This window comes from Pseudomonas sp. B6001, assembly GCF_013386015.1.
In the GTDB taxonomy this organism is placed as follows: domain Bacteria; phylum Pseudomonadota; class Gammaproteobacteria; order Pseudomonadales; family Pseudomonadaceae; genus Aquipseudomonas.
In genome coordinates this window covers 207047-232375 of sequence record NZ_JACAOX010000004.1, presented here as the reverse complement: position 1 = coordinate 232375, position 25329 = coordinate 207047, and the positions used below count along the sequence as shown (strand labels likewise).

The following is a 25329-nucleotide window of genomic DNA, read 5'->3' as shown; positions in this document are numbered from 1 at the left end:
TTGCAAAGCGCAACGGACATTCCGGACCCCGCGGCTGACACACCGCCCCCCAATGGCCCGAAAGCCTTGGAGACCGCGCTGGCTGACCGAAAAAACTGGCAGGCACTGGCGCAGCAGCTCACTCATGTCGCCACGTTGGCAGGACCGAACGCGCCGTTTCTGGTGGTGCGATCTGCGCTGGGAAGCACGCTGATGGACCTCGCGCCCAACTCTTCTTACCCCCCGAATAGTGCTAACGCCGTGAGTCTTGCAAACTTTCTCAAGGCTATGGGCCTGCCCGAGCCAACCACCCATGATGAGCTGATGACCCTGGCGCGCACATCGCTGACACGTTCCCACCCATGGGGAAATCTGGGCGGCGCCTTGTCCTGGCCCCTGCCCTTGAGCACACCTCAGCAGAACGAACTGCTCACCGCCGCCAGAGAACATGCCGCTGGCGCTCCGGATGTTCAGCAAGCAAGCCAGCAGCGGGGGCTCCTGGAGTTTCTGAACGGTAACCTGCCGCTCTCCAGCGACGCCTCGAGCGATCCGGCCAAAACGCTGGAAGCCCTCATCCGTTCCCCCCGAGGCCAGGCGCTGGGAGAGGCCTTGCAGACCAACCTGGAGAGCATTCCGACTGATAGCAGTGTGAATGATCACGTACTGGCGGCCATCAACCTCGATCTGGATCAGGAATCCATCACCCAACCGCATCGCAACAAAGTGGCCGGATTCGACCTGTCACATAAACAATATTGGGGCAAACCCACCTCGGCGATCGTCGCCGGCCTGCGCGAGCACTTGAGTGATACCGGCAAAACCTCACCTGCCAACGCCTCGCTGGGTACGCATCTGCTGTTGATGCGGGCGGCGCCGCAGTTGCTGATCAAGGATATTCCCGACAGCGTGGTCTACGGCAGCCTGGCCTGGGCCAACCTGTGCATCGCGGCGGCCGCCATCGAAGCCAGGTCCCCTGGCAGCGTAGCGAACATGAGTTTTGCCGAAGTGATGATCGCCGCCGACTCAAGTGGGCCCGCGCCCGAAGCTGCCCAAACTGCGGCATTGTTGGACTGGGCCGTGGTCAATGGGGTGCTTGAGGCGAAAGACGACACGCTTTACGAAAAACCAGACATTGATACCGCCATGGACGCGTTCAACTATCAATTGGGCAAGCTGAAACACGCCTCCGGCTTGCTTGACACCCCGATGCCCAGCCGCAAGCAGATGGCGCTGGACCTGCTCAAGGAAAAATTTGGCGAAGGCGTCCCCTTTGAAGAGAAGGTGTTGCTCAAGCCCAACAAAACCGCCAACAAGACGATCTCCACTCGCGGCCCTTATTCCATGCTGGACCTGACCATGCAAGGCGAGAAAATAACGGCATCAGACTGGGAGCTCAAACCTGGAACGCATGGCGTCGATCTTGATGCCTTCGCCGCCTTTACCCATGGCCCCGGCTTTAAAGTCCCCGACACCTTTGACAAAGCCATTAGCCAGACCATAAGCGACTATAAAACCGTCAAGAAATATTCCATCTTGAATGCCCTCGCCAACCTTCCACCGGAGGACAAAGAAAACTTGCGGTTAGGAAAGCTGAACTTCTACAAAGAAAAATCCTACAGAGTCAGCTGGACACCATTCGCGGGAGAAACCCTCTTCCATACAAGCAAAAAAATACTGGTCACCACAAAACACCAGAACAAGCCGTCCACCTATGAGTTCGATACCGAAAAAGGCAGCATCAGGAAAGTCAGCAACGCAATTATCACTCGCCAGGACCAGAAGATCGCCAACGAAGTAACCCGAATAGAAGAGTTCTCCACCTTCGATGCCAAGCGCGACTATATAAAGCAAGAGAACCCGCTCGAGGGATCCAATCCCAACCTGTTCAGGAATTTCCGGGCGGAGTACCTTGCGGATTCAATCGTCGAGGGGCTCGATCTGGAAACCTTCAGGCAACAAGCGGCCGGAAGTACGCCGGATGAGCATAGAAGGACGGTCGCCAGCACCATCGGCAACTTTTTTCTCGACCTTGTTCCGCTCAGGTCGGCCATCGTCAACTTCAGTAATGGCAACTATAAAGATGGGTTCTCTGACCTGGCATTTGATGTGTTCGGCTTTCTCACGGCAGGTGCAGGCGTCGCCGCGAAGGTCGGAAAAACCCTGAGCACTGCCAGCAGCGCGGCCAGCAAAGCCCTCAAGCTGAGCAAGATTTTCGGGGTTACCGCACTCTCGGAACTCAATCCGCTGAGCGGACTTGGCGACCTGGTAGTCGGCGCGGGAAAACTCGCCATCGACGGCGCAAGCGCAGCCACCCAGGGTTTAAAAACACTCAAGGGCACTGCAAACAGTCGGGAGCTCGCCGCCGCCGGTAATCGATATGACGCAGCCGCTACCGGCTCATTCCAGATGGGCGAGCAGACGGTCGAGGGCAGCGCGGTGCAGATCAAGGGCAAGTGGTACGCTTTCGACGCACAAAAGCACCAGCCATACGGCAGCCCCCTGCAAGCGCTCAGTAGCGCTGATACGCTGGAGCCCTCCCCCAACGCCTATGCCTCTTCGAGCAAGAGCACTCACCGGTTTAACCCGATAAACACCGTCAACCGCCCACCTCCAATCAGGAAGCCGTTACCCGAGGGCCAATACGTGGAAAGTTTGAAAGGCAGGCTCGAATCATCCCATTTCAAATCCGACACACGCCAGGCAACGCTGGATAAGTTTCGGGTGGAAATGGAGGATTATTACGATGCGATAAAAGACGGAGGCCTTCCGCCGCGCCCTACAATCCCCGATGTTCCCGTACCGATCCCCGCAGCCGATCTGATCACAAAGGCATTGAAAGCATCAAACGGCGTGGTGTTTGGAGAGTCTCACTCGCAGATGGCCAGCTTTAAAATGCTGTTCGACAACGTCGATACGCTAAAAAACCAGGGTGTAAAAAAAGTCTACTTCGAAGGGTATATCGACTACATCGGTGGCCCCGTTGATGATGGAATCGGAATGCTCGGAAACAGCAACACTCGCCGCACGAATCCAACACTGGAGCAACTCAAGAAAAAATTTGAAGACAATGGAATAGAGCTTTTACCCCTCGATCACTATTACCTGACGCGACATAGACACGACAAATCCCGTGATCGCACCCGCACTGGCGTCAACTCTGAAAAGCGGCTCAAGGAGTTCAACTACTACGCTGCGGAAACCATCCAGGCAAACTCGGGCACCGAAAAGTGGGTCGCGTTAGTGGGGAGCGCGCACATGAACACCTCCGAAGGTGTTCCGGGCCTGGCGGAACTGACGGAAAGCATCGGCATCGGGGTTTTTGACAACCGGAACATGACCCACAGCAGCATCGGGCTTAAAGCAAAAAACCCTGCGCCAGACCCGAACCGGCCATTACAGCCCAACGATATTCCAGGCGACCTGCGCATCTACGTGAAACCCTGAGCACATCGCAAAGGCCCGGAAAGCCTCCGAGCCTTTGCATGAGGTGTTCACCCTCCATGCACCCAGCGCTGATGCAACCAGCGCGCAAACGCATCCAGGGCAAACCCCAACAAGCCGATCAGCAGCACCATCGCCATCAGCTCCGAGTAGGCCAGCCGGTCGCGAGTGTCGAGGATGTAATAACCCAGCCCGGCACTGACCCCGAGCATCTCGCACGGCACCAGCACGATCCACAGGATCCCGATGGCCAGGCGCACGCCGGTCAGCACGTGCCCCATCACCCCGGGAATAATCACCCGGCGCAAGGTTTCCCAGCGCGTGGCGCTCAGGCTCTTGCTCAGTTGCAACCAGCGCGGATCGAGCTGACGCACACCCGCCGCCGTATTCAGCAGAATCGGCCACACCGCTGCGAACGCCAGCAGGAAGTAGATCGGCTGGTCGCCCACGCCCATCAACATCACCACGATGGGCATCCACGACAGCGGCGAGATCATCCGCAGAAACTGGAACGCCGGCGTGGTTGCCGCCTCCAGCTTGCGCGAACTGCCCACCAGCAAGCCCAGCGGTACACCAATCAGCAATGCCAGGAACAGTCCGACGAAGATCCGCTTGAGGCTCACGGCTATGTTCAGGTACAGCTCGCTGCGGCCCAGCAACTCCCACAGGCTGGCGAGGGTCGCCGACAGCGAAAACCGCGCAGACAAACCGTCCGCGCTGCCAAAGACCTTCACCCCCAGCCACCAGAGCAACAACAACCCCGCCAACCCGCTCAAGCCAAGCAACCAGCCCGGCAACCCCAAGGTTTTGCCGTTGTTCAAACGCCAATCTCCTCGTTTCGCTCAAAGCCCTCAGGCAAGCCGAAGGTCTTCATGCCGCCCACCGCCGCGATCGCATTGCGCACGAAGCGGTCGTCCACCAGGTCCTTGGCGACAAACGCCGGGTCCAGGTCGGCGAGGAATTTCTTGTCGCCCTCGATCAGCGTGTCTTTCAGGCGGCGTACCAGTTCCTCGGTGTAGCTGGGGAATGGATACGGCTGGAAGTCGATGCGGTGCTCGTCCCAGTTGGCGTGCTGGATCGCGCCGTCAGCCAGGTAAGCCGCACGGTCGCTGGCAGCCGGCGCCAGGACTTTGCGCAGCACTGGTTCGGCATGCGGGGTGTAGCGGTTCTCGCCGTCCTTGGACAGCAGCTTCACCGCCTCTTCACGGTTGTCGCGGGTCCAGACCTGGGCCTTGACGATTGCATTCACCACCTTCTGCGACCATTCCGGGCGGTTGGTCAGGTCATGCTCGTGCATGAACACCACGCAGCACGCATGGTTGCGCCACACATCGCCGGTAAAGCGCTGTACGCGGCCCACGTTGAGGTTTTCCGCCAGGGCGTTGAACGGCTCGGCGACGATGTAGCCGTCGATGCGCTTGCTGGCCAGGGCCGGCGGCATGTCCGAGGGCGGCAACACGATCAGGTTGACCTCGTTGGCGGCAATCGCACTGCCGGCGGCACGGGCCACCGGGGTCAGGCCGTTGTCGCGGAACAACTGCTGCACCACCACGTTGTGAATCGAGTACCAGAACGGAATCGCCACCGACTTGCCGCCCAGTTGCTTCACGTCGGTAATGCCCGGCGACACGGTCAAGCCCGAGCCACCCACATGGTTCCAGGCCACGACCTTGGCCGGGACCTTGCTGCCATACCGCGCCCATACGGTCATCGGCGACAGCAGGTGAATCACGTTGACCTGCCCGGAAATGAACGCCTCGATCACCTGGGCCCAACTGCGCAGCAGCACCGGGCGCTCGGCCTTGATGCCTTCGGCCTCGAACAGGCCATTGTTGTGGGCCACCAGCAACGGCGTGGCGTCGGTGATCGGCAAATAGCCGATGCGTACCGGTGCGTCCGGCTCACTGGCCGCCCGGGCCTGCAAGCTGCTCAGCAGTGGCAAGGCTCCGGCGGCACTGAGCACGGCCGAGAGTTTGAGAAAGTCACGGCGCGAGTGAGTGAGGTCATCCAGACACATGGCAAGGCTCCAGCAGTTCAGGGGGTTGGGGGTCAGTGCGGCTCGCCCGCCGTAGGGTTTTGAGAATCTCGATGCGCAGGGTGCCGATGGCTTCCACCTGCTCTTCCCGCGGTTGCGGCAAGTCGATGCGCCATTCGCCGAGGGTCCGCGCCGGGCGGTTACCCAGTAGCAGAATCCGGTCGGACAACAGCAGCGCTTCGTCGATGTCGTGGGTGATCAGCACCGCCGCCGAACCTTGCTCGCGATTGACCTTGAGCAGCAGGTGCTGCATGTCGGCACGGGTCACTTCATCCAGGGCACCGAAGGGCTCGTCCAGCAGCAATACCTGCGGCTGGCGTGCCAGGCAACGGGCCAGCGCCGTGCGCTGGGCCATGCCGCCGGACAGCGCCGCCGGGAATTGCTGGCGGGCGTGTTCCAGGCCTACGGCGTGGATCGCATGGTCGACGCGGCTGCGACGTTCTTCAGGGCTGAGGTGCGGCTGGCGGGCAAAGTCCAGGCCGAAGGCGACGTTCTTTTCCAGGCTCAGCCACGGCAGCAGGCTGGGGTCCTGGAACGCCACCGCCACCCGCGGGTGCGGGCCATTCAACGGCTCGCCCAGCAGGCGGATGCTGCCACCCTGGGGCGCTTGCAAACCGGCGAGCACCCGCAGCAGGCTGGACTTGCCAACGCCGCTGGGGCCGAGGATCGACACCACTTCGCCGGGCTGCAATTGCAGGTCGAAACCTTCCAGCACCGAGTTGCCCGCATAGCCCAGGCAAATTCCCTGGGCGTGCAATACCGCCTGGTTCATAGGTTGGCCTGACGGTTCAACTCGGTGCGCAACTGCACCAGGCTCGGGGTCACGATCGGCACAAACGCCGACTCGCGCCAGCGCCGGGCAAAACCGCTGCCGTGGGCCGTCAGGTAGGCCTTGCCGCCGCTGGCTTGCAGCTCCAGTTGCACAGCGCTGGCAGCGATTTCCGCGAGGGCGATGCGCAGGCGGAACAACGGTACCGGCTCAGTGCCGAAGCGGCCGGCCAGCAGGCCTTTCTTCAGGTCGTTGACCGCCTGTTCCAGGGAGGTACGCAACACTTCCAGCTCTTCACGCAATACGGTGCGGCTGGAGCCCAGGTGATTGGCCACCTCCGCCAGCGAGCGCCGCGCCAGGCCGATGGACATGCCGCATTGCAAGCCCAGAAACGCCGGGCGCACGGCCGGCAGGAACTTGCGTGCATCCTCATGCAACAACCAGTCGCGGCTCAGTTCCACGGCTTCAAAGCCGAGGGCTGCGGTATTGCTCGATTGCAGACCCAACAGTTCCAGGTCACGGGAACGTTGCAGGCCGGACACCGAATCCGGGATCGCCAGGATAAACGGCGCGCCGCCCTGGGCATGCTCGATGGCGGCGGCCACCACAAACCCGTTCTTGCGCAGGTTGGTCACCCAGTGCAGGCGGCCATTGAGGTTCCAGCCGTCGTCGGTCGGCTCGGCGCTGATTTGCAGCGACTCGATGCCAGACAAAAACTTCATCGCGTTGGACAGCCCGGTCGCCCCGGCCAGCTTGCCGCTCAGCAGGTCCGGCAGCAGTTGCTCGCGCAGGCGCTGGTTCGGGCTTTGCAGCAGGTATTCGATAAACGAGCGTTGGCCCCAGCATACAAATGCCGACGCCAGGGAATGGCTCGCCACATCGGCGATAGCTTCCACCGCGCCGGTGACATCGCCGCCCAGGCCACCGAGGTCCTTGGGCACACCGATACGTAATACATTGGCCTCTGCCAGCCGTGGCAGCACTTCCTGCGGATCGCAACTGCCCACATCCAGGGCCTGCGCTTGAACATCGAGCCAGCGGCTCAAGATTGGGTCAAGCATTCATGTTTCTCCTTGTTGCAGCATGTTTACCATCGCGAACGCTTGCGCGCCTTCAGCTAGCCGGTTTTTCCCAACGGTATTGCGCCAGTTCCGGATTCAACGGGGTACGGGCAAACACGTTGGCGAAGTTGCACAGGGTGGCCAGGCTCACACCCAGAATAACCTCAAGGGCATGACCGTCGGTGTAGCCTGCCTCACGGAACGCGGTGTAGCCGGCGTCGCTGACATCACCGCGGGTGGCGATCACTTCACGGGTGAACGCGGCCAGTGTCTCATAACGCTCGTTGGGCAGTTCGCCGCGCTGGCGCAGGGCGTCGATCACGTCTTCCGGCAGCTTGGCCTTGTTGCGCGCTACGGCAGTGTGCCCGGCGACGCAGAAATCGCAACCGTGATTGGTGGCGGCAATCAGTTGCACCACTTCGCGGTCGGCCAGGCTCAGGTCAGACTTGGCGTTCAGGCCCGACACGGTGATGTAGGTTTCCAGGGCTGCCGGGGCGTTGGCCAGCACCGCCAACAGATTGGGGATGAACCCGGAACCCTTCAGGGCATTTTCCAGAAAGGGCTTGGCCGCCTCAGGAGCGGTTTCCAGGGTTAGCATCGGTACGCGGGACATGGAGTGGTCTCCTCATGGATTCGTGTACCAAGTCTGTTGGTTATAAAAAATCCGCTCAATAGTCTAAAGTAGCGATTACTTGCTCTAGAGTCTTTCCGTTAGATGAATTCGTCCAGTTCACTCGTCGATTGGTTATTAGATAGCCTTGAACTCAACACCAGCCTGTTTCACGTCGGGCGTTACTGCGGCGACTGGCACGCCAGCACCCATGGCCTGGCAAGCGCGAGTTTTCATCTGGTGGTGCAAGGGCAATGCTGGATGCACATCGACGGCGACTCGACCCCTTACCCATTGAACAACGGCGATGCAGTCTTCCTGCTGCGGGACCTGGCGTACCGCTTGTCCAGCGATGGCACCGCCACCGGCGCCCAGGAATGCCCGCGCAAACCGATGCTGCCACTGGACAGCCAAGCCAGTGACGGCGTGGGCCTGGTGTGCGGGTTCTTTCACTTCCAGTCCGGGCTGTCGGCGATGATTGTCGACACCCTGCCCGCCTGGATCATCCTGCGGGCCGGTGACCCATCGCTGACCGCCGCGCGCAACCTGTTCGAACTGATCCTGCAGGAATGCGAGCGCACGCCGGCGCCCTCGCCCGCCCTGCTGGAGCGCCTCTGCCACCTGCTGTTCCTGTATGTGCTGCGCCAGCAAGTGCTGGACAACACCGACCTCGGCGGCCTGGCGGCGCTGGCTCGGCAACCGGCATTTGCCAACCTGCTGGAGCAGTTGATCGCACGCCCGGCCGAGCCCTGGACCCTGGAAAGCATGGCGGCCTGCACCGGCCTGTCGCGCTCGGCGTTCTTCAAGCGCTTCAATGAACTGTGCGGGCAGTCGCCGGGGCAAGTGCTGCTGATGATGCGTGTGCGCCACGCCTGCCAACTGTTCAAGCAGGACCAGACCGTAGCGGACGTGTCCCTCGCCGTGGGTTATCAATCGGTGGCGGCGTTTACCCGGGCCTTCCATAAGGTCACCGGCTTCCAGCCCGGCGCCTACCGCAAGGCTCAAGGTTGACGCTGCAACCCATTGCCCGGCCGGGCACACAACTCCACCAGCCAATCGACAAACACCCGCACCCGTTGCGACAGCTGGCGATGCGGCGGGTACAGCGCCGTCAGCGGTAACCTGGGCGGCGGCTGATGCGCCAGCACCTCCACCAGCGTGCCCGCTTCCAACTGGCGAACGGCGTGGTAGTACGGCGTCTGTACCAGGCCGTAACCCGCCTCACAGGCCGCCAGGTAACCATCGGCACTGTTGACCGCCACTTGCTTGGGCAGGTCGACCAAGCGGATGTCGCTGCCGATCTGAAACTCCAGGCCATAGCGTTTGCCGCTGGTGCTGGAGAAATACTCCACCACTTGATGGCCGGCCAACTCATCCAGCGTCGATGGCACGCCGAACTGCTGCAAGTAGCCGGGGCTGGCGCAGGTCACCTGATCCATCATCGCCAGCGGCCGGGCCACCAGCGACTCGTCCAGCGCCAGGCCGCCGCGCAACACGCAATCCACGCCTTCGCGGATCAGGTCCACCGGGCGGTCATTGAGGCCGATTTCCAGATCGATCTGCGGGTAACGCGTGGTGAACTCGGGCATTGCCGGAATTACCAGGAAACGCCCGATCCCGGACGGCATATCGATACGCAACGTGCCGCGCGGGTTTCGTCGGCTGGTGGAGAATACCGCCTCGGTTTCCTCAAGGTCCGCCAGCAGGCTCACGCAACGCTGGTAGTAGGCGGCACCGTCCAGGGTCGGGCTGACCTGGCGTGTGGTGCGCTGCAACAGTTGCACCCCCAGGTGCGCCTCCAGTTGCTTGATCAGGATGGTCACCGAGGCACGCGGCAGTTGCAGGCTGTCAGCCGCCTTGGCAAACCCGCCCAGTTCGACAATCCGCACGAACACTCGCATCGCATTAAAACGGTCCACGGGCCGGTTTCCTTCAGGGATTATTTAGAATTTCATAATAGTGATAGCGGTTTTAGCCGGTTTATCCCGCTTTTGTCGAGGGCAACAATGGAGGCCTTCCCACACAGGAGCTGGACCCATGCACACACGTCAACTCGGTAAAAATGGTCCCCAGGTGTCCGCCATCGGCCTCGGCTGCATGGGCATGACCGATTTCTACACCACCGGCACCGATACCACCGAAGCCATCGCCACTCTGCACCGCGCCCTGGAACTGGGGATCAACCTGCTGGACACCGCCGACATGTACGGCCCCCATACCAACGAAGAACTGATTGGCAAGGCCATCGCCGGCAAGCGCGACCAGGTGTTCCTCGCCAGCAAGTTCGGCATCGTGCGTGACCCCGCAAACCCCGCGCTGCGTGGGGTGAATGGCCGTCCCGAGTACATTCGCGACGCCATCGACGGCACCCTGAAACGCCTCGGCGTAGAAACCCTGGACCTCTACTACCAGCACCGCATCGACCCTGAAGTGGCGATTGAAGAAACCGTCGGCGCCATGGCCGAGTTGGTCAAGCAAGGCAAGGTGCGTTACCTGGGCCTGAGTGAAGCGTCGGCGGCCACCCTCGAGCGCGCTCATAAAGTGCATCCCATCAGCGCCCTGCAAAGCGAATATTCGCTGTGGAGCCGTGATCAGGAGGACAACGGTTGCCTCGCCGCCTGCGAACGCCTGGGGATCGCATTTGTGCCTTACAGCCCACTGGGTCGTGGCTTCCTGACCGGCGCGCTGAAAAGCCCGGATGATTTTGCGGCGGATGATTACCGCCGCTTCAGCCCGCGTTTCCAGGGCGAGAACTTTGCGAAGAACCTGCTGCTGGTGGACCAGGTACAAGCCCTGGCCGCCGACAAGGGCGTGACCGCCGGGCAACTGGCGTTGGCCTGGGTGCTGGCGCAAGGGGATTACCTGATCCCGATCCCGGGGACCAAGCAACGCAAGTACCTGGAAGAGAACGTCGCGGCATTGGAGGTCAAGCTCAGCCCGACCGAGTTGGCGGCGCTGGAGGCCATCTTCCCGGCCAACGCCACAGCCGGGCTGCGCTACCCGGAAGCGGTCATGCAGATGCTGGACAAATAATCCTGCCACGCCGGATCGGGGCTGGCTCGCCAGCTCCGCGCCTTGAATCCCTGCCCTGGTTTTTCTTGCACGATAGTGCCTCAAGCTCGCCCGTCCCAAGCCGATAGCCCTTCGAAGCTCTAACAAAGCCGCGTCGCACAATAAACGCTTCGTAAGGACGACCCCATGCCCTCATTGCGCTCTATCCAAGCCCGCTACACCCTGTTCCTGGTGCTGTTCGTCCTGTTGTTATTCGTCTTGACGGTGGTGGGCATCGGACAGTTGGTGGCCCCCAAGCTGCGCCACACCGAAGAACAGGTGGCCCTCAATCGCATTGCCGAAGTGGCCGAGCAGATCCAGGGCGAACTGAACAAGGTTCAGGCCCAGCAACGCAGCATCACCCAAACCATCCCGCTGCTGGACAGCGACGCCATCGACAAGGTGCTGCCAGGCCTGGTGGACCAGTACGGCGAATTGAAAGTGTTTGGCGGCGGCATCTGGCCCCTGCCCAACCAACGCACCCCGGGACGCAACAAGCACAGCACCTTCTGGCACCGCGATGCCTCGGGCAAGCTGGCGGTGAACACCTTCTGGAACAGCGACGCGGCCCCCAACTACTACGACCAGAGCTGGTACAAGGGCGGCCTCGCTTCGCCCCGCGGCCAGTGCGCCTGGGCGGCGGCCTACAAGGATGACGCCAGCCAGGAGCCACGCACCAACTGCGCGATGGCGATCCAGCGTGACGGCGCAGCCTATGGCGTCGCCACCATCGACGTGACCCTGGGCTTCTTCAACGACCTGGTGGCCAGCAAGGAAAAAGACCTCGGCGGGCAAATGCTGATCGTCGAAGGCGACGGCAAGATCATCAGCAACAGCACGCGCATCAGCGGCCCCGTGGTGTTGAAGAACATCAGCGAATTGGCCGGCACCTCGGCCTTTGCCGCCCAGGTCAGCGCCGGCCTGGCTCATCGTGATCAAACCCTGCAACGCAGCGAGTTCGACAACCAGGGCGTGGCCAGCACGTTCTTCATGCGCCCGATCGAAGGCACCCCGTGGTTCCTCGCCACTGCGCTGCCGACCTCGCTGATCACCGCCCAACGTGATGACGTACTGGGCACGTTGGCGATGCTGCAAATCCCGATGATCCTGCTGTTGGTGCTGTTGGCGGTGTACGCCATCCGCCAGCTGGTGCACCGGATGACCGCGCTGAAGACCAATATCGACGCACTGTCCAACGGCGATGCCGACCTGACCCGGCGCATCACCATTCGCGCCGAGGATGAACTGGGGGCGATTGGCCATTCGGTGAACCGCTTTATCGTCTACCTGCAAAACATGATCGGAGAAGTGACCCTGGCCACCGGCGCCATGTCGTCGAGCCTGGCGCAATTGCAGCAGACGTCGGCCCAGACCAACCAGATCCTGGTGCGCCATGCCTCGGAAACCGACCAGACCGTCACGGCCATCACCGAGATGAGTTCCACCGCCGACACCGTGGCCGAGAACGCCGCCGAAACGGCTGCGTTCACCCAGCGCGCCAATGAGCACGCCGACCGTTCGCGGGTGGTGGTCGGGGAAGCTTCCCGCAGCGTCAGCGCGTTGATCGGCGAGGTCTCCAGCGCCACCCACACCGTGGAAAACATGCGCCAGGATGCCGCCCGCATCACCGAAACCCTCGGCGTGATCGGCGCCATCGCGGGCCAGACCAACCTGCTGGCACTCAACGCGGCCATCGAAGCCGCCCGGGCCGGCGAACAAGGCCGGGGTTTTGCGGTGGTGGCCGACGAAGTCCGCGCCCTCGCCGCCCGCACCCAGGCCAGCACCTCGCAGATCAATGAGATGCTGGCGCGCCTGACCACGGGCGTGAGTTCCTCGGTGACGGCCATGGAAGCCACCCAGGCCAGCTGCCAGTCTGCGGCTGACGCCACGGCCCGGGTGAACACGGGATTGGACGAGATGGCTGGCTCCGTCAGCCATATCAACAACCTCAGCACCCAGATCGCCACCGCCGCCGAACAGCAAAGCGCGGTGACCGAGGAAATCAACCGCAGCATGGTGCACATCCGCCATATGGTTGAAGAACTGGTGCAAAGCGGCCACGCCACGGAGCACAACACCCAGAGCCTGCTGGATGCCAATGGCCGGGTTATTGCATTGATGGGTCGCTTCAAGGTGCGTTGAAAAAATAGCCTGAAAGCTCCCGTGCAATGCGCGGGAGCCGGACTATTCTGACAGTTCGCTCCGCCACACAGGAGGTGTGTCATGCACGCAGTTGAGCACCCGATCCGTCTGGAGCGGATCAGTCAGGAACGCTATATACAAGCCTCTATCGACGATGTTTACGACTACGTTACCCAACCGGATCGCTGGCATGAATGGCATCCGACATCCCTGGGCGCCGACACCGGTATCGCCGGCTCATTGCCTGCCGGTCATCGTTTCACTGAAACCATCGACCTGCTGGGTGTGCGGGTTCCCATGAGCTATCGCGTGCAGATTGCGCAGCGACCGCGGGAGTTCAAGACCGCGTTCACCTCATTGGCGGTCGATGGCTGTATTCATTATCTGCTGCAAGTACAGGGCAACGGCACGCTGTTCAAGCGCATCCTCACCTATGAAACCGAACTGCAACTGACCACCCTGCATGAGCGCATGATCGCACTGTCCAACCAGGCCCTTGATCAGCTCAAGCAGCGCCTGGAATCCCCGCCAGCCTGACAAAACCGTCATTTTTCCCTCTCAGTTTTCCGACAGCACCAGGCGGTTATTCTGGTGCTGTCGGTTTTTCGTAAAACCTCGTAACACTCCCGGGAAACCCTTTTTTAAAAAGCGCGGAGAATGCCCGGCTGTTGCCCTTTATCTGACGAGATGATGATGAAAACTACCCTACGACTGGCCGTGCTGGCGGCGCTGCTCATCAGCACCCTGGCCCAGGCTGCCGAGCTGATCCCGATTGACGTGCACCGTGATGCCAACTGCGGTTGCTGCAAAAAGTGGATTGCCCACCTGGAGAGCAACGGGTTCAAGGTCAACGACCATGTGGAAAGCAACATGAGCGAGGTCAAGCAACGCCTGGGCGTGGCGCCGCGCCTGGCGTCTTGCCATACCGGCGTGATCGACGGCAAGTTCGTCGAAGGCCATGTGCCAGCCGACCAGGTCTTGGCCCTGCGCAAGCGCGACGACTTGCTGGGCATTACGGCGCCAGGCATGCCCATGGGCTCGCCTGGCATGGAGATGAACGGCAGCAGCGATGCCTATCAGGTCATCGGCCTGACTCGCGATGGCGAAGACGTGGTAGTGGCTGACTATCCGGCACGCTGATTGATGCTTGCCGGTTACCTGGGACTGTTTTTCGCCGCCTTCGGCGCCGCCACGCTGTTGCCGATGCAATCGGAGGCGGTGCTGGTAGGGCTGATGATCAGCGGGCATTACAGCGTGTGGCTGCTGCTCGGGGTTGCAACGGCCGGCAACGTATTGGGCTCGGTGGTGAACTGGCTGCTGGGCCGCTCGGTCGAGCGCTTCAAGGATCGACGCTGGTTTCCGGTCAGCCCCCGGCACCTGGAAAAGGCCCGTACCCACTACCAGCGCTGGGGCCATTGGTCGTTGCTGCTCAGTTGGGTGCCGATCATTGGCGACCCGCTGACCCTGGTGGCCGGGGTCATGCGCGAACCGTTCTGGCGGTTCCTGGTGCTGGTGACCCTTGCAAAAGGGGCGCGCTACGGGGTACTGGCCATGCTCACCCTGCACTGGATTTAATCTCCCGTTAATCCCCTCGCCACAGCATCCGGGCACTGTTCCCGGAGCTCTAACCATGTCCAAGATCCGCTCTCTGTGCGTCGCCAGCCTGTTACTCGGCAGCGCCCTGCCCGCCTTCGCCGCCGAAGAAGGTCCGACCTACGGCCCCGAGCTGCAAGGCTTCAAATACCCGTACCCGGTAGAGCACTTCACCTTCCAGTCCCAGGGCAAATCCCTGCAGATGGGCTACATGGACGTGCCGGCCAAAGGCAAGGCCAACGGGCGCAGCATCGTGCTGATGCACGGCAAGAACTTCTGCGGCGCCACCTGGGATGAATCGATCAAGGCCCTGAGCGACGCCGGCTACCGGGTGATCGCTCCCGACCAGATCGGTTTCTGCACCTCCAGCAAGCCGGACAATTACCAGTACAGCTTCCAGCAACTGGCGATCAACACCCATCAACTCCTGGAAAAACTTGGTATTCAGAAGGCTACCCTGCTCGGCCATTCCACCGGCGGCATGCTTGCCACACGCTACGCCCTGCTCTATCCGCAGCAAACCGAACAACTTGCCCTCGTAAACCCTATTGGCCTGGAAGACTGGAAGGCCATCGGCGTGCCCTACCGCAGCGTTGACCAATGGTACGAGCGCGAGTTGAAACTGACCGCCGAAGGCATCCGCCAATACGAGCTCGACACCTACTACGTCGGCCGCTGGAAGCCTGAATACGACCGCTGGGTCGATATGCTCGCCGGCATGAACAAAGGCCCCGGCCACACCCAGGTGGCGTGGAACTCGGCGCTGATTTACGACATGATCTTCACCCAGCCGGTGTACTACGAGTTCAAGGACCTGCAGATGCCCACCCTGCTGCTGATCGGCACGTCCGACAACACCGCCATTGGCAAGGACCTGGCGTCACCGGCGGTCAAGGCGAAGCTCGGCAACTACGCGGTGCTGGGCAAGCAAGTGGCCAAGTTGATTCCCCACGCTACCCTGGTGGAGTTCCCGGGCCTGGGCCATGCACCGCAAATGGAAGAGCCGGCACAGTTTCACAAGGCACTGTTGCAAGGGCTGAACGCCCTTTAATCCAACCTTTTTTCGAGGCATGCGTGAATGTCGGTACAGATCGCAGTGATTGATGATTGGCAGAATGTGGCCAGTGGCGTGGTGGACTGGTCAGTCCTGGCGTCGGTCGGCCAGGTGCACTTCCTCCACGATTACCCGGCGGACACCGCCACGTTGATCGAGCGTTTGCAGGGGTTCGAGGTGATCTGCGTGATGCGCGAACGCACCACCTTCGACCGGGCTCTGTTGCAAGGCTTGCCCAGGCTCAAGTTGCTGGTGACCGGCGGCATGCGCAACGCCGCCATCGACACTCCTGCGGCCAAGGCCCTGGGTATCCAGGTATGCGGCACTGACAGTTACAAGCACGCGGCCCCGGAACTGACCTGGGCACTGATCATGGCGTCCACCCGCAACCTGCTGGCCGAAGCCAATTCCCTGCGCGCCGGGGGTTGGCAAGTGGGCCTGGGCGGCGATTTGTACGGCAAGACCCTGGGGATTCTCGGGCTGGGCAGCATTGGCCAGAAGGTCGCCAAATTTGGCCAGGCCTTCGGCATGCACGTAATTGCCTGGAGCGAAAACCTTACCCCAGAGCGCGCTGCCGAAAGCGGCGTGACCTGGGTCAGCAAGCGCGAGTTGTTTGAACAGGCAGACGTGTTGTCGATTCACCTGGTGCTCAGCGACCGCAGCCGCGGGCTGGTGGACGCCGAAGCGTTGGGCTGGATGAAACCTACGGCGCATCTGGTGAACACGGCACGCGGGCCGATTGTCGATGAGGCCGCCTTGATTGACGCCCTGGCCAATGGCCGGCTGGCGGGCGCGGCACTGGACGTGTACGCCCAGGAGCCGCTGCCAGCCGGGCATCCATTCCGCCAGTTGCCCAACGTATTGGCCACCCCTCATGTGGGGTACGTCAGCGAGCAGAACTACCGCCAGTTCTACCAGCAAATGATCGAAGACATCCAAGCCTGGGCCAAAGGAGTGCCCCTTCGCGCACTAAGCTAGTGCACACATTTCACCTCCCACTCCCCCCCGTAGCAGCTGTCGAGCCTCAGCGAGGCTGCGTCGGGCGCACTGCCGATCCTGAACCGGAGCGCGCTCGACAGCTGCTACCGAGCTCATGAAAAAAATTTGTCCTACAAAAATACCCCACAGACCCCACAGGCTCTGGGATCTGTCCTAGACTCATGACCGATGGGTCCGATCCAAAACAAAAACCCCGCAAAAAATCGAAACTTTCCAACTCTGCCACAGGTCAGGTTTAAGGTAAGGCGAGTGCTGACGGTTCATACCGAACGCCCGTCCATCCACTCTATTTAAGACTCCAGCACAACTGGCATAAGGCTTGCCAGTCTGTGTAGCGCTTGTGCGCCTGGCCGCAGGACGCGGTCAACCTTCGCTGATTGCCATATGCCATCAGCCGACCAGAACTCGGGAGAGAACTATGATCAGTGCCGCTGTAGATACTCAGGGAGAGCGTTTTAGTCAGCCGGTTGGCGGGCCGACCTCATTGGCCGACCTTCCCAACACGGTGCGGCCGGTCCCACGTGTGAATCCCAATCGCAAAAAAGTGCTGTTTGTCACTTCCGAACTGGCCGACCTGGTGAAAACCGGCGGCCTGGGCGACGTTTCCGCCGCACTGCCCCGCGCCATGGCGCACCTGCACGATGTGCGCGTGCTGATCCCCGGCTACCCGCAGGTGCTGGACAGCGACAACCCGATTCATATCATCGGTGAGCTGGGGGGCCACGCCGCGCTGCCACCGTGCAAGATCGGGCGCATGGACCTCAAGGACGGCCTGGTTATCTACGTGCTGATCTGCCCCGAGCTTTACGAGCGCGAAGGTACGCCCTACGGCGCCAACAACGGCCGCGACTGGCCCGACAACCATATCCGCTTCGCCCGCCTGGGCCTGGCCGCCGCCGATATTGCCGCCAACCTGGCGCAAATCCACTGGTGCCCGGACCTGGTGCACGCCCATGACTGGCCAGCAGGCCTGGCGCCAGCCTATATGCACTGGCGTGGGTCACGCACTCCAACGCTGTTCACCATTCATAACCTCGCCTACCAGGGCGTGGTCAGCCTGGCCTCGTGCCCGGAGCTGGGGATTCCCGAACACGCCTTGCAGCAAGAAGGCATGGAGTTCTACGGCAAGCTGTCATTCCTCAAGGCCGGCATGGCGTATTCCAGCCATATCACCACGGTCAGCGCCACCTACGCCCAGGAAATCACCACCCCCGAATTTGGCTGCGGTCTGGATGGCTTTCTCGCCAGCAAGACCCAGCAAGGCTTGCTCAGCGGCATTCCCAACGGCATTGATGAAAGCTGGGAGTCGTCCACTGACCCGCACCTGACCCACCCTTTCAACATTGGTGACTGGGAAGGCAAGGCACAGAACGCCGCCCATGTGCGCAACCTGTTTGGCTTGCACGACTCCACCGGCCCGCTGTTCGCCGTGGTATCGCGCCTGGTCTACCAGAAAGGCCTGGACCTGACCGAAGCGGTCGCCAGTTTCATCGTCGAAAATGGCGGCCAGATCGCGATCATCGGCCGTGGTGAGCCGGAAGAAGAACAAGCCATGCGTGCCCTGGCCCTGCGCTTTCCCGGCCAGATCGGCGTGCGCATCGGCTTCAACGAGACCGACGCGCGCCGCATGTTCGCCGGCAGCGACTTCCTGCTGATGCCGTCCCGTTACGAACCGTGCGGCCTGAGCCAGATGTATGCCCAGCGCTTCGGCTCGTTGCCGGTTGCACGCAACACCGGCGGCCTGGCCGACACCATCGAGGATGGCGTCACCGGCTTCCTGTTCAACGAATCCACTGTCGAAAGCTACGAAGCGGCCCTGAGCCGCGCGTTCAAGGTCTTCGCCTTCCCAGGCTTGCTCAACGCCATGCGTTGCCGGGCTATGGCCGCACCGTTCAACTGGTGCCAGGCAGTGGAACCCTATGCCGAACTTTATGAGCAACTGGTAGCGAAAGCGCTGGGAAGATCGGGGAAACAGTAAAAAGAGGTCTTCATAGATGCCGTCACGGACTCTGGAAACCTGGCCCCACGGCGCGATCATGCTGGATGCGGAACACACCCGCTTCGCGTTATGGGCGCCAGACGCGTTTTATGTCAGCGTTGAATTTGAGGAAGGAAAATCGGTAGCGATGCTGCCCCAGGCCGATGGCTGGTTTGTGGTGCAGCTGCAATGCCCGCCGGGCACCCGCTACCGCTACAACATCGACGGCGAACAGGACGTTCCCGACCCGGCTTCCCGGGCACAGGCCACGGACGTTCACGGCTTCAGCGTGGTGGTCGACCCCCTGGCCTATCAGTGGCGCCAAAGCCACTGGCAAGGCCGGCCGTGGCACGAAGCGGTGATCTACGAGATACACGTGGGCGTACTGGGGGGCTACGCCGAGGTCGAGAAACAACTGCCGCGCCTCGCCGAACTGGGGGTCACCGCCATTGAGCTGATGCCCATCGCGCAGTTCCCCGGCGAACGTAACTGGGGTTACGACGGTGTCCTGCCCTACGCTCCCCAATCCTCCTACGGTTCGCCCGAGCAGCTCAAACAGCTGATCGACAGTGCGCACCACTATGGCCTCGCGGTAATCCTCGATGTGGTCTACAACCACTTCGGCCCCGACGGCAACTACCTCGGCACCTACGCCAAGGGTTTCTTTCGCGAAGACGTGCACACGCCCTGGGGCGCGGGCATCGACTTTGATCGCCGGGAGGTCCGGGATTTCTTCATCGACAACGCCCTGATGTGGCTGCTGGAATACCGCTTCGACGGCCTGCGCCTGGACGCCGTGCACGCCATCAACGATCCCGAATTTCTGCAGGAGCTGGCGCAAAAAGTACGCCAGCAAGTCGACACGGGGCGGCATGTGTGGCTGGTGCTGGAAAACGAATTCAACCAGGCCAGCCTGCTGGAAAGCGGTTTCGACGCCCAGTGGAACGATGACGGCCACAACGCCCTGCACGTGCTGCTCACCGGCGAAACCGACGCCTACTACAGCGATTTCGCCCAGGACCCCACGGGAAAACTGGCGCGCTGCCTGAGCGAAGGATTTATCTACCAGGGCCACACCACGCGCCACGGCCACACGCGCGGCGAGCCCAGCGGGCACCTGCCGCCCAGCGCCTTTGTGCTGTTCCTGCAGAACCACGACCAGATCGGTAACCGCGCCCTGGGCGAACGCCTGCATCAACTGTGTTCGCCCCAGGCCCTGAGCGCCGCGACGACCTTGCTGCTGATGTCGCCGATGATCCCGCTGATGTTCATGGGCGATGAAGTCAACGCCGAGGAGCCGTTCCTGTTCTTCACCGACCATCACGGCGAACTGGCCGAGGCGGTACGTGAAGGCCGGCGCAATGAGTTTGCCGACTTCGCCGCGTTCAGCGACCCCGAACGCCGCGAACGCATTCCCGACCCCAACTCCCTGCAAACCTTCCGCCGCTCGGCACCCGCCCTCGCCGACTGCGGCGACTCGCAGCTCTACCGGCACCTGTTGAGCCTGCGCCACCAACATATCGTGCCGCACCTGCCCGGCAGCATGGCCCTGGGTGCGCACGTGCTGGCGGAGGGCGCGGTCACGGCGCGCTGGCGCCTGGGCAATGGCAGCCTGTTGCAGATCGACCTCAACCTGAGCGCCGATTCTCTGAACTACCCGGCTGCCGAGCACCTCCTATTTGTGACGCAGGCCAGCGGGGCTGAACAATTGGCTCCCCTCAGCGCCCGCGTCAGCCTCACCCATTCCCCTGTTGGAGAGCACCCTTGAGCGACGCGCAATTGGAAATACTCGCCAGCCGAGCGGGCCTGGCCGTCGATTGGATCGACGCGAATGGCCGCCCGCAACATGTAAAGCCTGACGCCCTGCGCGCCGTGCTCAAAGGCCTGGGCCACCCGGCCGACAGCGACGCCGAGATCGAAGCCAGCCTGCTGGACCTCGAACGCGTGAAACAAGACAAGCACCTGCCGCCCCTGATGACCGTCGACAGCGGCGCCGGCCTGGACCTGGCGCGCTACTTCGCCCCCGGTACGCCGTGCCAGATTCACCTCGAAGACTCCAGCGTGCTGGACCTGAGCCTGGACGAGAACGCGGTGTTGCCCGGCTCGATTCCGGTCGGCTACCAACAAGTGCATATTGCCGACCAGCATTTCACCCTGGCCGTGGCACCGACGCATTGCTACACCGTTGCAGAAGCGGTCGACACCCAGACCGCCCGCGCCTGGGGCCTGAGCGCCCAGCTGTATTCCCTGCGCCGCAGCGGCGACGGCGGCTTTGGCGATACCCAGGCCTTGGAACAACTGGCCCGCGCCGCCGCCGAACGCGGCGCCGACGCCCTGGCCATCAGCCCGATGCACGCGATGTTCAGCGCCGACACCGAGCGCTTCAGCCCCTATTCCCCGTCCAGCCGCCTGTTCCTCAACAGTTTGTACGCGTCCCCCGGCTGCATCCTCGGCGAACGTGCGGTGCAAACTGCCATCGAGGCCAGCGGGCTGGCCGACGAATTGAATGACCTTGAGCAACAAAGCCTGATCGACTGGCCGGCCGCGGCCAAAGCCAAGCAGCGCCTGTTGCGCACCCTGTATGACGACTTCCGCCAGGGCGACCACCCGCAACATGCCGACTTCCTGAGCTTCCGCCAGGCTGGCGGTGAAGCCCTGGAAAACCACTGCCGCTTCGAAGCCGTACAAGCCCAACGCGCGGCCAACGGCGAGAGCCTCGACTGGCGCCACTGGCCAGAGGACTGGCACAGCCCGCAAAGCCCGGCCCTGGTGCAATTTGCCGAAGCCAATCGGGACGAAATCGGCTTCTACGCCTTCAGCCAATGGCTGATTGCCCGGTGCCTGGAACGCGCGCAACAAGCGGCGCGCGGCAGCGGCATGGGTGTCGGCCTGATCGCCGACCTCGCAGTGGGCGCCGACGGCGGCGGCAGCCAGGCCTGGAGCCGCCAGGATGAACTGTTGGCGGAACTGACCGTGGGTGCGCCACCTGACATCCTCAACCGTGCCGGCCAGGGCTGGGGTATCTCCGCGTTTTCCCCCGAAGGCCTCAAGCGCAACGGCTTTCGCGCGTTTATCGAAATGCTGCGGGCCAACTTCGCCCACGCCGGCGGCTTGCGCATCGACCATGTGATGGGCCTGCAACGCCTGTGGGTGATCCCGATGGACGCCTCGCCACGGGACGGCGCCTACCTGTATTACCCTGTGGATGACCTGCTGCGGCTGTTGGCCCTGGAGTCGAGCCGCCACCAGGCGATCGTCCTCGGTGAAGACCTCGGCACCGTACCCGACGGCCTGCGGGAAAAACTCATCGCGCGCTCGATCCTCGGCATGCGCGTGCTGCTGTTCGAACAAGACCACGGCGGCCAGTTCAAGCCGATCCTCGATTGGCCGGACAACGCGCTGGCCACCACCAGCACCCACGACCTGCCGACCCTCAACGGTTGGTGGCACAGCCGCGATATCGACTGGAATATCCAGCTGGGCCTGATCGATGCACCCACCGTCGAGCAATGGAGCGAACACCGCCTGCGGGAACGCCAGGCACTGCGCCAGGCCTTGAGCCAGGACCCGCAGAACTTCATCGACGAAGTGCGCAACGAAACCGACCACGTCATCGACGCCAGCGTGCGCTACCTGGGCCACACCCGCGCACCCTTGGTATTGCTGCCGCTGGAGGACGCCCTGGGGGTCGAGGAACAATCCAACCTGCCCGGCACCACCGACACCCACCCGAACTGGCGCCGCCGCCTGCCGGGCGATGCCGCCACCCTGCTCGATGACGACAATGCCGCCCGCCGCCTTGAGCTGCTGGCCGTGGCGCGCATCCAGGCCCAAGAGCGTGACCGATGAAAGCATTGACGCTTCGGGCTACCCAGCGCCTGCAATTTCATAAGGGCTTCACCCTCGACGACGCCGTGCCGCTGGTGCCGTACTTCGCCGAACTGGGCATCAGCCACCTTTACGCCTCGCCATTGCTGAGCGCCCGCGCCGGTTCGATGCACGGCTATGACGTGGTCGATCCCACCACCGTCAATCCCGAGCTGGGCGGCGAACCGGCGCTGCGGCGATTGGTTGCGGCGTTGCGCGAACATGACATGGGGCTGATCCTCGATATCGTGTCCAACCATATGGCCGTCGGCGGTGCCGATAATCTGTGGTGGCTGGACTTGCTGGAATGGGGTCGCCTGAGTCCCTACAGCGAATTCTTCGACATTCAATGGCACTCGCCAGACCCGCTGCTCAAGGGCCAACTGCTGATGCCGTTCCTTGGCAGCGACTACGGCGAAGCCCTGCAGTCGGGTGCCCTGCCGCTGCGCTTCGACCCGCAGCACGGCAGCTTCTACGTCGAGCATTACGAACATCGCTTCCCGATCTGCCCGCGGGAATACGGCGAGCTGGTGCCCGTCAAGTCACTGGCCGATCGCTTCAGCAGCCTGGCCTACCAGCCGGACGCCTATCCCCAGGCCGCCGCGCTGAAACAGGAACTGATCGAGGCCGCCCGCGACCCCGAAACCCTGAAGGCCATCGAAGCGAACCTCGACCTCTACGACGCCCGCCAGCCCGAAGGTTTCGCCCGCCTGCACCACCTGCTGGAACAACAAAGCTATCGCCTGGCCAGCTGGCGCACGGCAGCGGACGATATCAACTGGCGGCGGTTCTTCGACGTCAACGAGCTGGGCGGCCTGCGGGTTGAACGCAGCGCGGTGTTCGAAGCGACCCACGGCAAGATCTTCCAGCTGATCAGCGAAGGCCTGATCGACGGCCTGCGCATCGACCACATCGACGGCCTCGCCGACCCGCGCGGTTACTGCCGCAAGCTGCGCCGCCGGGTGGACTCGCTGGCGAGTGGGCGGCACTTGCCGATCTTCGTCGAGAAGATCCTCGGCGAAGGCGAAACCTTGCGTGAAGACTGGCGCGTGGACGGCACCACCGGCTACGAATTCATGAACCAGCTGTCATTGCTGCAACATGACCCGAAGGGCTTCGAACCCCTGGCCGAGTTATGGACCCGCCACACCGAACGCCCGTCTTCATTTATCGAAGAAGCCTGGCTGGCCCGGCAGCAGATCCTCAACGGTTCCCTGGCCGGGGATTTTGAAAGTGTGGCCCAGGCCCTGCTGCAAGTGGCCCGGGACGATGTGATGAGCCGCGACCTGACCCTGGGTGCAATTCGCCGCGCGTTGCAGGAACTGATCGTGCATTTCCCGGTGTACCGCACCTACATCAGCGCCCGGGGCCGCAGCGAACTGGATGACGTGTTTTTCCTGCAAGCCCTGGCCGGTGCCCGCAGCACCTTGAGCGAAGGCGACTGGCCGGTGCTCGACTACCTGGAAAAATGGCTCGGCGGCCAACCCTGGCGCGACCGCCCCCTGGGCCGCAAACGCAAGATGCTCAAGCACGCCTGCGTACGCTTCCAGCAACTGACCTCGCCGGCGGCGGCCAAGGCCGTGGAAGACACTGCGTTCTACCGCTCGGGTGTGTTGTTGTCGCGCAATGACGTGGGTTTCAGCACCGAACAATTCAGCGCCCCGCTGGAAGACTTCCACGCGGTCAACCAGCAACGACTGCGCACCTTCCCCGACAACCTGCTGGCCACCGCCACCCACGACCACAAGCGCGGCGAAGATACCCGTGCGCGCCTGGCGGTGCTCAGCGAGGCCGCCGACTGGTATGCCGAGCAGGTGGAGCAATGGCGCCCCCTCGCCGCCCGCCTGCGCAGCGATGCCAACACGCCGTCCGCGGGTGACGAACTGATCCTCTATCAGGTGCTGCTGGGCAGTTGGCCGCTGGACCTGCACCGCGACGATACCGAGGGCCTGGCGGACTATCACCAGCGCCTGTGGCAGTGGCAGCAGAAAGCCCTGCGTGAAGCCAAGCTCAACAGCAGCTGGAGCGCACCCAACGAGTTGTACGAGCAAGGTGTCGAAGCGTTCCTGTCACGGCTGCTGCTGGAGGACGCCGGCAAGACCCTGCGCGATGCCATCGGCGAGGCCGCCCAGGCCATCGCCCCGGCCGGCGCGCTCAACGGGCTGGCGCAATCCTTGCTTCGCCTCACCGTGCCGGGCGTGCCGGACCTGTACCAGGGTGATGAGTTCTGGGACTTCACATTGGTGGACCCTGACAACCGCCGCCCGGTGGACTACCCCGCACGGCGACAGGGCCTGCACACGCCGCCGGACATCGGCGAGCTGATGTTCAACTGGCATGACGGGCGTATAAAACAGGCGTTGATCAGCCAGGTCCTGGGGTTGCGCAAGGCGCATCCGCAACTGTTTCGCCAGGGCACGTACGAGCCTCTGGAAGTGGTGGGCGAACACGCCGAGCGGGTGGTCGCTTTCTACCGCGAATACCAGGGCAAACAGCTGCTGGTGGTGGTGCCACGCTGGCCTCACCGGCTGCTTGAAAACGGTGTGTATCCCCTGATCAACGCGCAGATTTGGGGCGATACCCGGGTCCGATTACCGTTCGCCGCTCCAACCCAAAATTGGAAGGGACTTTTCCGAACAGGCGCAGTCACACCAAACAAGGAGCTCATGATCAGCGCTGCCCTGGGGGATTTCCCGGTCAATGTCTTTATCAATCCTGATGATCAAGAAAGCTGAAATTTTCTGTGAGGA

19 protein-coding genes are annotated in these 25329 nt (G+C 62.4%); 13 read left to right on the top strand and 6 right to left on the bottom strand.

The window, feature by feature from the left end; translation table 11 throughout:
* The first annotated feature begins 66 nt into the window (after positions 1-66).
* Positions 67-3423, top strand: coding sequence for a membrane-targeted effector domain-containing toxin (locus tag HX821_RS07100; protein WP_256344166.1), 3357 nt, complete (start codon positions 67-69; stop codon positions 3421-3423).
* Positions 3424-3470: 47 nt separating this feature from the next.
* On the opposite strand, the gene HX821_RS07095 is transcribed toward HX821_RS07100, so the two are convergent.
* Genes HX821_RS07095 through HX821_RS07075 form a run of 5 tightly spaced genes read right to left on the bottom strand, consistent with a single transcriptional unit; the run spans position 3471 to position 7898 of the window.
* On the bottom strand, positions 3471-4223 hold the full coding sequence (locus HX821_RS07095; RefSeq protein ID WP_172834573.1) for an ABC transporter permease: 753 nt from the start codon (positions 4221-4223) through the stop codon (positions 3471-3473).
* 14 nt (positions 4224-4237) lie between these two features.
* Entirely contained in the window at positions 4238-5437 is a 1200-nt protein-coding gene (locus HX821_RS07090; protein WP_010171568.1) for an ABC transporter substrate-binding protein, read from the bottom strand.
* The gene (locus HX821_RS07085; RefSeq protein WP_134326437.1) at positions 5424-6227 is read right to left on the bottom strand and encodes an ABC transporter ATP-binding protein; all 804 of its coding nucleotides are present in this window, start codon (positions 6225-6227) and stop codon (positions 5424-5426) included. The genes HX821_RS07090 and HX821_RS07085 overlap by 14 nt, the downstream gene beginning before the upstream one ends.
* On the bottom strand, positions 6224-7285 hold the full coding sequence (locus tag HX821_RS07080) for an acyl-CoA dehydrogenase family protein (RefSeq protein WP_003207563.1): 1062 nt from the start codon (positions 7283-7285) through the stop codon (positions 6224-6226). The genes HX821_RS07085 and HX821_RS07080 overlap by 4 nt, the downstream gene beginning before the upstream one ends.
* Positions 7286-7337: 52 nt before the next feature.
* Positions 7338-7898, bottom strand: coding sequence for a carboxymuconolactone decarboxylase family protein (locus HX821_RS07075; RefSeq protein WP_003207562.1), 561 nt, complete (start codon positions 7896-7898; stop codon positions 7338-7340).
* A 102-nt stretch (positions 7899-8000) separates the two neighbouring features.
* Between HX821_RS07075 and HX821_RS07070 the strand changes: the two genes are divergently transcribed.
* Positions 8001-8906 (top strand): AraC family transcriptional regulator, encoded by a 906-nt coding sequence (locus HX821_RS07070; RefSeq protein WP_087692364.1) that lies wholly within the window; start codon positions 8001-8003, stop codon positions 8904-8906.
* Here the strand turns inward: HX821_RS07070 and HX821_RS07065 are convergent.
* Positions 8897-9814, bottom strand: a complete 918-nt coding sequence (locus tag HX821_RS07065) for a LysR family transcriptional regulator (protein WP_102368898.1) — start codon at positions 9812-9814, stop codon at positions 8897-8899. The two genes, HX821_RS07070 and HX821_RS07065, sit on opposite strands and share 10 nt — an antisense overlap.
* 118 nt (positions 9815-9932) lie before the next feature.
* Between HX821_RS07065 and HX821_RS07060 the strand changes: the two genes are divergently transcribed.
* From HX821_RS07060 to HX821_RS07010, 11 genes are all read left to right on the top strand, one after another.
* A complete protein-coding gene (locus HX821_RS07060; RefSeq protein ID WP_102368897.1) occupies positions 9933-10928 on the top strand; it encodes an aldo/keto reductase in 996 nt (331 codons plus the stop codon).
* Between the two features lie 165 nt (positions 10929-11093).
* Entirely contained in the window at positions 11094-13088 is a 1995-nt protein-coding gene (locus HX821_RS07055; protein ID WP_087692367.1) for a methyl-accepting chemotaxis protein, read from the top strand.
* 81 nt (positions 13089-13169) lie between these two features.
* Positions 13170-13625, top strand: a complete 456-nt coding sequence (locus HX821_RS07050; protein ID WP_003207553.1) for an SRPBCC family protein — start codon at positions 13170-13172, stop codon at positions 13623-13625.
* 156 nt (positions 13626-13781) lie between these two features.
* Positions 13782-14228, top strand: coding sequence for a DUF411 domain-containing protein (locus HX821_RS07045; RefSeq protein ID WP_177035486.1), 447 nt, complete (start codon positions 13782-13784; stop codon positions 14226-14228).
* 3 nt (positions 14229-14231) lie between these two features.
* Complete coding sequence (locus tag HX821_RS07040; RefSeq protein WP_177020006.1) at positions 14232-14663, top strand: YqaA family protein; 432 nt, start codon at positions 14232-14234, stop codon at positions 14661-14663.
* A gap of 55 nt (positions 14664-14718) precedes the next feature.
* Positions 14719-15732, top strand: a complete 1014-nt coding sequence (locus tag HX821_RS07035; protein ID WP_177035485.1) for an alpha/beta hydrolase — start codon at positions 14719-14721, stop codon at positions 15730-15732.
* A 27-nt stretch (positions 15733-15759) separates the two neighbouring features.
* Positions 15760-16713, top strand: a complete 954-nt coding sequence (locus HX821_RS07030; RefSeq protein ID WP_177035484.1) for a D-2-hydroxyacid dehydrogenase family protein — start codon at positions 15760-15762, stop codon at positions 16711-16713.
* Between the two features lie 439 nt (positions 16714-17152).
* Positions 17153-18712 carry a glycogen synthase GlgA gene (glgA, locus tag HX821_RS07025; protein WP_087692372.1) on the top strand — a complete coding sequence of 520 codons (1560 nt, stop codon included), beginning with the start codon at positions 17153-17155 and terminating at the stop codon, positions 18710-18712.
* A gap of 16 nt (positions 18713-18728) precedes the next feature.
* The gene (gene treZ, locus HX821_RS07020; RefSeq protein ID WP_087692373.1) at positions 18729-20480 is read left to right on the top strand and encodes a malto-oligosyltrehalose trehalohydrolase; all 1752 of its coding nucleotides are present in this window, start codon (positions 18729-18731) and stop codon (positions 20478-20480) included.
* Positions 20477-22561, top strand: a complete 2085-nt coding sequence (malQ, locus tag HX821_RS07015; RefSeq protein WP_177035483.1) for a 4-alpha-glucanotransferase — start codon at positions 20477-20479, stop codon at positions 22559-22561. Before treZ ends, malQ begins: the two co-directional genes overlap by 4 nt.
* A complete protein-coding gene (locus tag HX821_RS07010) occupies positions 22558-25314 on the top strand; it encodes a malto-oligosyltrehalose synthase (RefSeq protein ID WP_177028194.1) in 2757 nt (918 codons plus the stop codon). Before malQ ends, HX821_RS07010 begins: the two co-directional genes overlap by 4 nt.
* Positions 25315-25329 lie beyond the last annotated feature (15 nt).

What these genes read in the sequence shown, in the direction of transcription:
- glgA (WP_087692372.1), top strand. Translation starts at nt 17,153, where the DNA reads ATGATCAGTGCCGCTGTAGATACTCAGGGAGAGCGTTTTAGTCAGCCG.
- HX821_RS07010 (WP_177028194.1), top strand. Translation starts at nt 22,558, where the DNA reads ATGAAAGCATTGACGCTTCGGGCTACCCAGCGCCTGCAATTTCATAAG.
- HX821_RS07040 (WP_177020006.1), top strand. Translation starts at nt 14,232, where the DNA reads ATGCTTGCCGGTTACCTGGGACTGTTTTTCGCCGCCTTCGGCGCCGCC.
- HX821_RS07050 (WP_003207553.1), top strand. Translation starts at nt 13,170, where the DNA reads ATGCACGCAGTTGAGCACCCGATCCGTCTGGAGCGGATCAGTCAGGAA.
- HX821_RS07080 (WP_003207563.1), bottom strand. Translation starts at nt 7,285, where the DNA reads ATGCTTGACCCAATCTTGAGCCGCTGGCTCGATGTTCAAGCGCAGGCC.
- HX821_RS07090 (WP_010171568.1), bottom strand. Translation starts at nt 5,437, where the DNA reads ATGTGTCTGGATGACCTCACTCACTCGCGCCGTGACTTTCTCAAACTC.
- treZ (WP_087692373.1), top strand. Translation starts at nt 18,729, where the DNA reads ATGCCGTCACGGACTCTGGAAACCTGGCCCCACGGCGCGATCATGCTG.
- HX821_RS07085 (WP_134326437.1), bottom strand. Translation starts at nt 6,227, where the DNA reads ATGAACCAGGCGGTATTGCACGCCCAGGGAATTTGCCTGGGCTATGCG.
- HX821_RS07055 (WP_087692367.1), top strand. Translation starts at nt 11,094, where the DNA reads ATGCCCTCATTGCGCTCTATCCAAGCCCGCTACACCCTGTTCCTGGTG.
- HX821_RS07035 (WP_177035485.1), top strand. Translation starts at nt 14,719, where the DNA reads ATGTCCAAGATCCGCTCTCTGTGCGTCGCCAGCCTGTTACTCGGCAGC.
- HX821_RS07045 (WP_177035486.1), top strand. Translation starts at nt 13,782, where the DNA reads ATGAAAACTACCCTACGACTGGCCGTGCTGGCGGCGCTGCTCATCAGC.
- HX821_RS07030 (WP_177035484.1), top strand. Translation starts at nt 15,760, where the DNA reads ATGTCGGTACAGATCGCAGTGATTGATGATTGGCAGAATGTGGCCAGT.
- HX821_RS07075 (WP_003207562.1), bottom strand. Translation starts at nt 7,898, where the DNA reads ATGTCCCGCGTACCGATGCTAACCCTGGAAACCGCTCCTGAGGCGGCC.
- HX821_RS07070 (WP_087692364.1), top strand. Translation starts at nt 8,001, where the DNA reads ATGAATTCGTCCAGTTCACTCGTCGATTGGTTATTAGATAGCCTTGAA.
- HX821_RS07060 (WP_102368897.1), top strand. Translation starts at nt 9,933, where the DNA reads ATGCACACACGTCAACTCGGTAAAAATGGTCCCCAGGTGTCCGCCATC.